At 48.5% G+C, this 9,751-nt stretch carries 5 protein-coding genes, 2 tRNA genes and 2 rRNA genes; 3 read left to right on the top strand and 6 right to left on the bottom strand.

The window, feature by feature from the left end:
- The 4 genes from OCV81_RS09120 to OCV81_RS09105 form a co-directional block, all read right to left on the bottom strand.
- Positions 1-130: ribosomal RNA gene (locus OCV81_RS09120) — 23S ribosomal RNA — on the bottom strand; the annotation flags it as partial.
- Positions 131-279: 149 nt separating this feature from the next.
- A tRNA-Ala gene (locus tag OCV81_RS09115) sits at positions 280-353 on the bottom strand.
- A gap of 89 nt (positions 354-442) precedes the next feature.
- Positions 443-516, bottom strand: a tRNA-Ile gene (locus OCV81_RS09110).
- A 151-nt stretch (positions 517-667) separates the two neighbouring features.
- A 16S ribosomal RNA gene (locus OCV81_RS09105) occupies positions 668-2,195 on the bottom strand.
- Positions 2,196-3,126: 931 nt separating this feature from the next.
- On the opposite strand from OCV81_RS09105, the gene OCV81_RS09100 reads away from it, so the two are divergent.
- The 3 genes from OCV81_RS09100 to OCV81_RS09090 all read left to right on the top strand — a co-directional run bounded on the left by OCV81_RS09100 (position 3,127) and on the right by OCV81_RS09090 (position 5,776).
- Positions 3,127-3,483 (top strand): hypothetical protein, encoded by a 357-nt coding sequence (locus OCV81_RS09100; protein ID WP_148329745.1) that lies wholly within the window; start codon positions 3,127-3,129, stop codon positions 3,481-3,483.
- A complete protein-coding gene (locus tag OCV81_RS09095; RefSeq protein WP_148329744.1) occupies positions 3,483-4,376 on the top strand; it encodes an IS3 family transposase in 894 nt (297 codons plus the stop codon). The genes OCV81_RS09100 and OCV81_RS09095 overlap by 1 nt, the downstream gene beginning before the upstream one ends.
- Positions 4,377-4,954: 578 nt before the next feature.
- Positions 4,955-5,776 (top strand): OmpA/MotB family protein, encoded by an 822-nt coding sequence (locus OCV81_RS09090; protein ID WP_022352670.1) that lies wholly within the window; start codon positions 4,955-4,957, stop codon positions 5,774-5,776.
- Positions 5,777-5,817: 41 nt separating this feature from the next.
- On the opposite strand, the gene OCV81_RS09085 is transcribed toward OCV81_RS09090, so the two are convergent.
- Together OCV81_RS09085 and OCV81_RS09080 are read right to left on the bottom strand one after the other, a co-directional pair.
- Positions 5,818-7,416 carry a hypothetical protein gene (locus tag OCV81_RS09085; protein ID WP_148329743.1) on the bottom strand — a complete coding sequence of 533 codons (1,599 nt, stop codon included), beginning with the start codon at positions 7,414-7,416 and terminating at the stop codon, positions 5,818-5,820.
- Positions 7,413-9,698 carry a heparinase II/III domain-containing protein gene (locus OCV81_RS09080; protein WP_148329742.1) on the bottom strand — a complete coding sequence of 762 codons (2,286 nt, stop codon included), beginning with the start codon at positions 9,696-9,698 and terminating at the stop codon, positions 7,413-7,415. The genes OCV81_RS09085 and OCV81_RS09080 overlap by 4 nt, the downstream gene beginning before the upstream one ends.
- Positions 9,699-9,751: the final 53 nt, after the last annotated feature.

Raw genomic sequence — 9,751 nt, 5'->3', positions numbered from 1 at the left:
CGGGTTGTCCCATTCGGAAATCCGCGGATCAGGGGTTATTTGCACCTCCCCGCAGCTTATCGCAGCTTATCACGTCCTTCATCGCCTCCGAGAGCCAAGGCATCCGCCATGCGCCCTTTCCTACTTTCCTTATCACGTGCACACTCCGTCTTTCAACGGGTGCGGGATGATATATACTTTTAGCTTTCGTACTAAAATTACTTTTTGCTTGTTACATCATGTCATAGACCGTTTTTTCAATGAACAGTTAATAATGAATAATTAAAAGTTCGTTGCTTGTGGAGAATAACGGATTCGAACCGTTGACCCCCTGCGTGCAAAGCAGGTGCTCTAGCCAGCTGAGCTAATCCCCCAAGATTCATGCTTCATTTTTTTCAAAGCGGCTGCAAAGGTAGGTATTTCCTTTCAAACCTGCAAATAAAAAGCGAAGTTTTTTCTGAGGTAGTCCCAGGCAGAGTTGAACTGCCGACCTCTACATTATCAGTGTAGCGCTCTAACCAACTGAGCTATAGGACTGTATTCAATTAATAATTAAAAATGAATAATTAATAATTGGATGATTTCAGTTCAACCTCGTCCGTTCCGACTCGGCTTCATCTTTCTCTCTTATATCGAAAAACAAACTCATCTGCAGTACAAGGCAAGAACCTTCTCGGTTCCTCTCCAGAAAGGAGGTGTTCCAGCCGCACCTTCCGGTACGGCTACCTTGTTACGACTTAGCCCCAATTACCAGTTTTACCCTAGGGCGCTCCTTGCGGTTACGCACTTCAGGTACCCCCGGCTTTCATGGCTTGACGGGCGGTGTGTACAAGGCCCGGGAACGTATTCACCGCGCCGTGGCTGATGCGCGATTACTAGCGAATCCAGCTTCGTGGAGTCGGGTTGCAGACTCCAGTCCGAACTGAGAGAGGCTTTCGGGATTGGCATCCGGTCGCCCGGTAGCTGCCTGCTGTACCCCCCATTGTAACACGTGTGTAGCCCCGGACGTAAGGGCCGTGCTGATTTGACGTCATCCCCACCTTCCTCACATCTTACGATGGCAGTCTGTCCAGAGTCCTCAGCACTACCTGCTAGCAACTGGACACGAGGGTTGCGCTCGTTATGGCACTTAAGCCGACACCTCACGGCACGAGCTGACGACAACCATGCAGCACCTTCACAGACGCCTTGCGGCTTGCCTGTTTCCAAGCAATTCGTCTGCAATTCAAGCCCGGGTAAGGTTCCTCGCGTATCATCGAATTAAACCACATGTTCCTCCGCTTGTGCGGGCCCCCGTCAATTCCTTTGAGTTTCACCGTTGCCGGCGTACTCCCCAGGTGGGATACTTAACGCTTTCGCTAAGCCGCTGACAGTCTATCGCCAACAGCGAGTATCCATCGTTTACCGTGTGGACTACCAGGGTATCTAATCCTGTTTGATACCCACACTTTCGAGCCTCAACGTCAGTGGCGGTTTAGCAGGCTGCCTTCGCAATCGGGGTTCTTCGTGATATCTAAGCATTTCACCGCTACACCACGAATTCCGCCTGCCTCAACCGTACTCAAGGACGCCAGTATCAACTGCAATTTCAAGGTTGAGCCCCGAACTTTCACAGCTGACTTAACGACCCGTCTACGCTCCCTTTAAACCCAATAAATCCGGATAACGCTCGCATCCTCCGTATTACCGCGGCTGCTGGCACGGAGTTAGCCGATGCTTATTCATAAGGTACATACAAACACCCACACGTGGGTGACTTTATTCCCTTATAAAAGAAGTTTACAATCCGTAGGACCTTCATCCTTCACGCTACTTGGCTGGTTCAGGCTCGCGCCCATTGACCAATATTCCTCACTGCTGCCTCCCGTAGGAGTTTGGACCGTGTCTCAGTTCCAATGTGGGGGACCTTCCTCTCAGAACCCCTATCCATCGTCGACTAGGTGGGCCGTTACCCCGCCTACTATCTAATGGAACGCATCCCCATCGTACACCGATGAATCTTTAATGATGATTTCATGCAATCCCATCATACCATCAGGTATTAATCTTTCTTTCGAAAGGCTATTCCTGAGTGTACGGAAGGTTGGATACGCGTTACTCACCCGTGCGCCGGTCGCCATCGAACTTAGCAAGCTAAGTTCATGCTGCCCCTCGACTTGCATGTGTTAAGCCTGTAGCTAGCGTTCATCCTGAGCCAGGATCAAACTCTTCATTGTAAAATATTTTTCACTCTTTCGAGCATTGTTGTCTCTGCTTCAGGAAACCGATTCTTTCATATCCTTTTCAGGTTATTGACGGTTCTTGTTTCATCCCATATATACATTATATATAAGACTACTTCTTGTACTACATCTTCGTTTGTTTATCTAAAGTCTTTCAAAGAACTATCTTTCTTTCGTGCTCCCGTTTCAGCGGGAAAGCGTTTGCAAAGGTAAGGTATTTTTTCTTTCCCTCCAAATTTTTCCGAAGTTTTTTGGAAAAGTTTTTCAGGATGACCTCGCGGGGCTTATCCGTTTCTCGCTCCCTTGCGTCCTTGCAAGGTAAGATACTCGGGTGCAGCGCCTTTGAAAGTCTGCCTCTCTTCACCAGTCTGTCATTCTCAGCGGCTCTCCCTCTCGAAAGCGGTTGCAAAGGTACGCACTTTTTCCGGTTCTGCAACTCCTGAGCAACTATTTTTTGCGGAAATTTTTGAATATTTTTATAAACCACTGAAAAATAACACGTTGCAGGTAGACATTTTTTGACGAATACAAATATAGAAGAAAACAGCCCTACATTATGTATTTCGCGCGGGCGCGTACGAGCGCACATAATGACAAACAAACAGGAAGAAGCATGCACACGTTAGGAAAACATGAGGGACGTACGGCTCCACACAGAAAAAAAACAGGTTGATGAACCGTTCCCGACGAGAAAAAGTAACCGAACCACGGAAAAATCTGCCTATATTCGGGCTGTATTTTTTGAAAGACCGGAGTAAAAAACACATGCTTCGTACAGAGAACATATTCCTTCACACGCGAAATAGCATGAAAAAAGAAGACTTGAGAAGAGATAAAGAAGACATAAGAAGACTTGAAAAAACGCTTAGGCGTTTCAATCAAAACTGTAGTGTACTAAATAAGTTGACACAATTTATTTAGCGACATGTGTAAAAAACGAAAGTATTCAAAGACGGAATGTCTGTCTTATCTGGAAGAATACATACTTTCTTCTCAGAACCACAGTGAATTTGAACGCGAAAAAGGTCTGAAACGTACCACAATTAGCCGCTGGCTTCGTATCTTTGGGATGGAAGATAAACCAAATCCCATTATGAGCAAGAAACTAAGTCAGAACGAACAGGAGCTTCATGAGCGTATTCATGAGCTCGAGCGGAAAATCAAGTCCCTGGAAGTGGAGCTGAAGCAGTCCAACATGGCCCGTGACGCCTACGACTACATGATCGACCTTGCGGAAAAGACCTATAACATTCCGGTAAGAAAAAACTCCGATGCCAAGTAATCCGGGGCCTGTCTCAAGTCGGACGCCGTCATCCCGTGCGTCCGCTTTGCAGATTGCTTGGCATATCAGCACAGGGATACTACAAGCATAATTACGTCTCAAACGAGGCTGACATACTCTCTGCCAGCTGCCTGTACGTCCGCCAGAAGGAACGTCTTCCCAAGGCGGGCTGCCGGGAACTTTACACACTCTGCCGGGAATACTTCAGGGAGAAGTTCACCATAGGACGGGACCGGTTTTACAATGTACTCCGTTCCAACTCGCTGATGCTCAGGCGGACAAAGTACCGTCCTCGTACCACGGATTCCAGACACGGCTACCGTCTGTACAGGGATCTTGTAAACACATCGCCCAAGTACACGCCTGTGGGCAATGGCCGGCTTGTGGTGGCGGATATCACCTACATCTACACCAAGGAAGGGTTTGCCTATCTTTCCCTGGTGACGGATGCCTACAGCAGATACATAGTGGGATACTGCCTGAGCAGGAGTCTGGATGCGGAGGGGCCGCTGAAAGCCATGTGCATGGCTCTGGAGACCTATCGTGCATACGGAATCAGTACGGAGGGCATGATACACCACTCTGACCGCGGCGTGCAGTATGCCTCGAGGGAGTACACGAACCTGCTGCTTTCACAAGGTATCAGGATCAGTATGACCCAGACGGGAGACCCGCTTCACAATGCCCTGGCCGAGAGGATGAACAATACCCTGAAGAACGGATGGCTCTTCAATGAAGGCGATATGGACTTCCGTCAGGCGGAGGAAGCCGTCAGTAAATCCGTAGCGATGTACAACAACGCCAGACCGCACAGGGCACTGGGAATGAAAACTCCTATGGAGATCTTTTCAGGCAGAGGAGAAAACCCTCTTATGGAATGCCGGTACAATTGAAAGATGTACTCGTCGGGACGGGTGCTACCGCCCCTTGCCGCACGGCGCTCCCCGAGCGATGAGTTTTTAGGGAGCAAAGTATGTGGATATTGCTTTTTTGTTGTAGTTTTGCAGAACTGACAACCTTTTTAGGAATTTAATGTTTAACCCGTCAACTTAGTCAGGTATTAATCTTCAAACTGACAACTATTTTCAGTACACCTCAAAACACTTAGACGTTTAAGACAAAACGCTTCGACGTTTCAAGGAAAACGTTTAGGCGTTTCAACACAAACGTCGAAGCGTTTTTCAGACAGACTTTACAAGATTTAAAGTGTACTGAAACTAGTTGTCAGTTTGAAGATTAATACCTGACTAAGTTGACTAGTTAAACATCGTATTCCTAAAAGAGTAATCAGTTTTACAAAGCTACCATAGAACACACTTAGTTATACATAGAATTTAAAAGAGAAACTTATCATTTCTCATTCTCTTTTTCATTTCAGGCCACACTTCTGTATAAATTATGTGGATAAAATTTGCTCCAATATTACAAAAACCCATAAAGTCATGTATCTTTGTAAAAAAATTACGAAGCAATGAAAAAGATTCCCTTTATTGCACTGACTGGACTGTTAATTGTAAGCAGTACTTCGTGCGTTACCAAAAAAAAATTCCTTATCGCTGAAAATGGAAGAATCGAAGCTCTCTCCAGAGGCGACAATTTACAAGGACAATTAAATGAATGTCACAATGAAATGGAGAAAATGCGCGGAGAAATCGATTATTTGCAACAAGATACAACCAAAAAAGCAAACTCCATCCGCCACTACCAACAACTGTTGACAAGCAACATGAGTGAACAGGAAAAGTTGAATGCACTATTAGGAGAAAAACTCCAGACCATTCAAGACCTACAAGGTATGATTGATCAGCAAAATGCAAAAGTGCAAAATCTGCTCAACAGTGTGAAAGACGCCCTACTGGGATTCACTAGCGACGAACTAACCGTACGCGAACAAAACGGAAAAGTATACGTAGCAATGTCTGACAAACTTTTGTTCCAATCAGGAAGTGCCAAACTAGACAAACGAGGTGAAGAAGCTTTAGGAAAACTAGCAGAGGTCCTGAACAAACAGACGGAAATAGATGTGTATATCGAGGGACACACCGACAACAAACCGATTCATACTTCCCAATTTAAAGACAACTGGGACCTGAGTGTGATAAGAGCAACCTCCGTAGTACGCATTCTGATTGAGAAATACCAAGTCAACCCACTCCAAATACAACCCTGTGGTCGGGGCGAATTCATGCCTGTTGCCGACAATGAAAGTGCAGAAGGACGTGCAAAGAACCGACGTACAGAAATTATCATGGCTCCCAAGTTAGACAAACTATTTCAAATGCTACAAAAATAAAAGCCCTGTTTTCCAGGGCTTTTTCTTCATAATAAAGTTCATCAATAAATATAAAAACTGCGTTCCACAGGTTCCGCAGTCTGTACTTCTCCTGCTATACCATATTGCCATGCCACAACCGTCACCTTCATCGGGAAACGGCTGCGGGGAGGAATCGACGTGAACTCCAACACATCGTTGCCTTGAATACGGGCCGGACCTTCTTTCACGTAATAATGTACCGGAAGACCACGGTCGGAAACAGCCTTCAACTTCACCGGAGCACTCCCAGCTTTCACATCTTCCAATCCCGGGAAAAGAATGCATTGCCGTTTTCCCTCCGTCTGACGGTAAGGAATCTGCACGTTCATCTGCTGCACAGCACCCTTATACTCTTTGTCACCCGGATGACTGGCCAGCAGCCAGATGTCTGTCGTACGGCGCGGATTATACATGCCTATCCGGTAGAAACGGACGGCAAACGTGGTATCGTCCACCTGTTCCACCGGTCCGCAGATTTTCTCCAAGCGGATGCTTCCTCCCGCATGGGCGTCCGTCGGCCGACGCCGGAGCGAGTCGGTAAAGCAGGCTCCCAGATGGAACGTCAGTCCGTCGGCTTCAGGCTGGAACTTCACCTTCACTCCTGCATGCAGTTGTGGGTCATACTTCACCAGGCTTCCACGCTGACAAATGCCCAGATATTGCATTTTCTTCAATTGATGCTCCTTATAACGTTGCTCTGTCAGTTCCGCCATCTCCCGGTCGAAATACCAGAACGCATCATGGACATCTCCTTTATAGCGATTTGCCGGAGCCGGAGCCACCCGTTTTTTATGCTCATCGGGCGACCAGCGTTGTACCAGCCAGCCGTCAGCCGGATTCACTTTTACCAATTTCTTTCCTCCATCGGTTGGCACACGATGGGCCAATGACTTGCGAATGAACTTAGCAATGTAACGGGCCGTCTGTTCCGATACGTCAAAATGTCCCCTGCCCGTATCACAAAGAAAAGAGATGCAACTCTCGGGATACATCATCCGGAAAGCCAGTGCCGGGTTCACCCTCGCTTCCCACCATTCATACTCTCCTTCAATCATCAGTCCGGGAATGCCGTCGATGTTCCGTGTCCGTCCCCACTCCAGGTTTTCCCGGCCATAGCCACATAAGTTCGTACGCGGCGCATCTCCATGGTAAGAAATCACAGCCAGGGTCCGTTTCGGATTCCAAGCGGCAAAGTTCCACGGGAAAGTGGCCATGGCCGAATGGCCGAGCGGAATCACAGGCACCTCACGCAATTCCGTATATCCGCTCACTTCCGCCAAATCGTTCATCATCTGGTGAAACACTTTCTGCAATCCTTTCCGCACATCCCACTGCTGGTCGATGCCGGGAGCCACCCACACCAGTCCGACATTCATGTCCGCCAGCGAGTCGCGGAAGGAAGGCATCTCAAACAAAGTCTCTTCCGTCATGTTCTGCTGGCTCCATACCACCGCCGACAAGCGTTCGCATTTTTCAGGAATCCACAAAAAAGCTTCCGGCTCCTTATGCGTTTCTTCCGACACTATTCCTTTCAAGGTGACGGCCCATTGCCACTCACCGGCACACACGGCCTGCACACACAGCAGCGCAAGCCACCCTATCCACAGACTCTTTTTCATTGTTTCATTGTTTTTTTACATCTCACCGTAATTCCGCCCTGCTTGTAATCCACCTGCACGCGCTGACCGTTCACCGTCAGTTGTTCCGGGCGTTTTACGGAACGGAAATGAGCATGCATATTCGGCTGTCCATCCATCCAAACTTCCACTTTGTTACCGGTATCTTTCCGAATATAGAACAATTTGGACAACGAGGAGAAATAGGAAGTCTGTCCCCGCCGAAGGGCGCTGCCGTATGCCATAAACGTTTCCTTCGAGTCTGCCGGATCCGTACCTTCCGGATAGGTAACGGCAAACAGATACGCATCCGTCGACCATCCGTCGGCTTCAATCCAGGAATTACTGTGCATCAGCCGTCCGTCGGCCAATTGGTTGATATACAGGTCGGTCACCTTTCCTTGATAAGTGACCCGCAACCCAATCCAGTCCTTTCCTTCCCGGCGTTCCATCTTCGGAAGCTCTTTCTGCCCCACACTGTCTTTCAGAATAATGGCCGTAAGCCCTTTTACCTGCTTGAATTCACCCGGCAAATGGAAAGAATAATATTTCTCCGTTCCTTTCAGGTCCTCCGTAGGTGCCGTAATTTCCTCCCAGTACAAGTCGTCGGGATAATCATGCACAAAATCCGAAAGAGCCAGCAATCGGGGATACAACGGCCGTACCACCACCGAAGATTCCCCGTTCGTAATCGTCACGTCAGCCCCGTTCTTTTTCCATGTACCTCCCGGATGCCACAACCATTCAAACTCTCCGCTGCGATGCGTTTTCAAGTCGTCAATCATGTAAATCACGTTGTCCATCCAAAGGAAGTGACGGAAATTCCGGCTGAAATTATCCGACACCGGTCCTGTTCCATTGGCCAACAGGTAACGGATGTTTCCTCCGTCGAGCAGATGATACAGATACCCTCTCAAGGTAGACCCGTGATACTGCTGCTCGCGGCTCTGTCCCTGTCCGTTGAAAAGCACCACATTGTGCGCCTGGCTCTGGAAGAAATAATTGCGGTAAGCCGGATTCGGATACCAGCAGTTTCCGGCGTCCTTGATGATGTCCACTCCCTTGTGGAACAAGATGAATGAGTTGGCATCGGCGTGCGAATGGTTCCAGGTATGCCCGCTCTTTACGGCCAGCATCGTAGCATCCTTCTTCCACGACGTACGCATAGTGGCCCATCCGAAATCGGAGAACAACTGCGACAACTTCAAGTCGGGCGTCTCAGGAGCCTGATTCAGTTCCGGCGTGTAAAGAAAACCCATCGGACGATTCAGGAAATAGCCGTCGCGATGCTGTCCCTGCTCCACCTGCTTCATGTACCACAACATATCCTTGTCTTTCACGCCCAGTGCATACAGTAGCATCAGACTGCTTTCGGCCGAGATGTTCTTGTGACTGTCGCCAAAGTTGATGCTATACAACATTCCCGTACGCGGATAGCAGACATGGACGAAAAAGCTGGAGAGGTTCTGCAGTTGCGGTATGTCGGGCAAGGTCGCACCCGGGTGCACATTCTTCCATGCCACATAAAACTGCAGGGCCTCCTGTATACCGAAATTGGCATAATTCAGACTCTCATACATTCCGCCGGCGTCATCAAAGGTCTTGGCCTTCTGCTGCAAGACATCGCCCGCAAAAGTGAACCACTCCGGAAGGTATTCGTACACGGCCTGCGCCCCTTCTTTTGCTTCCGGAAGTTCATTCTGCAAACTCAATGCCAAGATTCCCCCCATGCAGACACACGACGTCCACCAGTTGTGCCCCATGGAGTTCAGCGAATGGATACGGGTGGGTTCCAGCAGCCAGTCTCCCAACAAAGGCTCCACTCCCAGCCTGTACAATTCTTTGGCAATCTTTTTCCGTTCCGCAGCCGACAAGTCATTGTATACCGCGTCGTAGGCTATCGCCGACAGATAGGCCTTGTGTGCCAGCGACAGGTCACTGCGCCACGCCGGCTTGCGGGCCAGCATCTCCGCGCTGCCCCAGTTGTCGGCTTCGATGGCCTTGCACAAGATTTCCTTCAACTTGTCGGCATACGCCTTGTCGCCCGTCATCAGATAAGCAAGTGAAAGGTAATCGGCCTTGTTCAGACTGTTTCCTTTCAATTCCTTCTCTGCGGTCTGTCTTATCTCATTCCAGGCAGAAGATATCCGTTCCTCCTGCCCGATGCGTTGCTTCACCAGTTCAATCCGTTCTGAAGTGTAAAGCAAATCCGGATGTTTCAGTTTCTGGGCATATCCCATCCCCATGCTGCATAAGATGCCAGCCAGTAATACGATACGTTTCATCTTTCTGTTTGTTTATTTTGCTCTTTCAAAATTATACGCTGTTTCTTTATCAT

Origin of the sequence: Phocaeicola fibrisolvens, from assembly GCF_025567125.1 — a bacterium.
GTDB lineage: Bacteria > Bacteroidota > Bacteroidia > Bacteroidales > Bacteroidaceae > Phocaeicola > Phocaeicola fibrisolvens.
The sequence above is the reverse complement of the archived record's forward strand: the minus strand, read 5'-3'. Positions and strand labels throughout refer to the sequence as shown.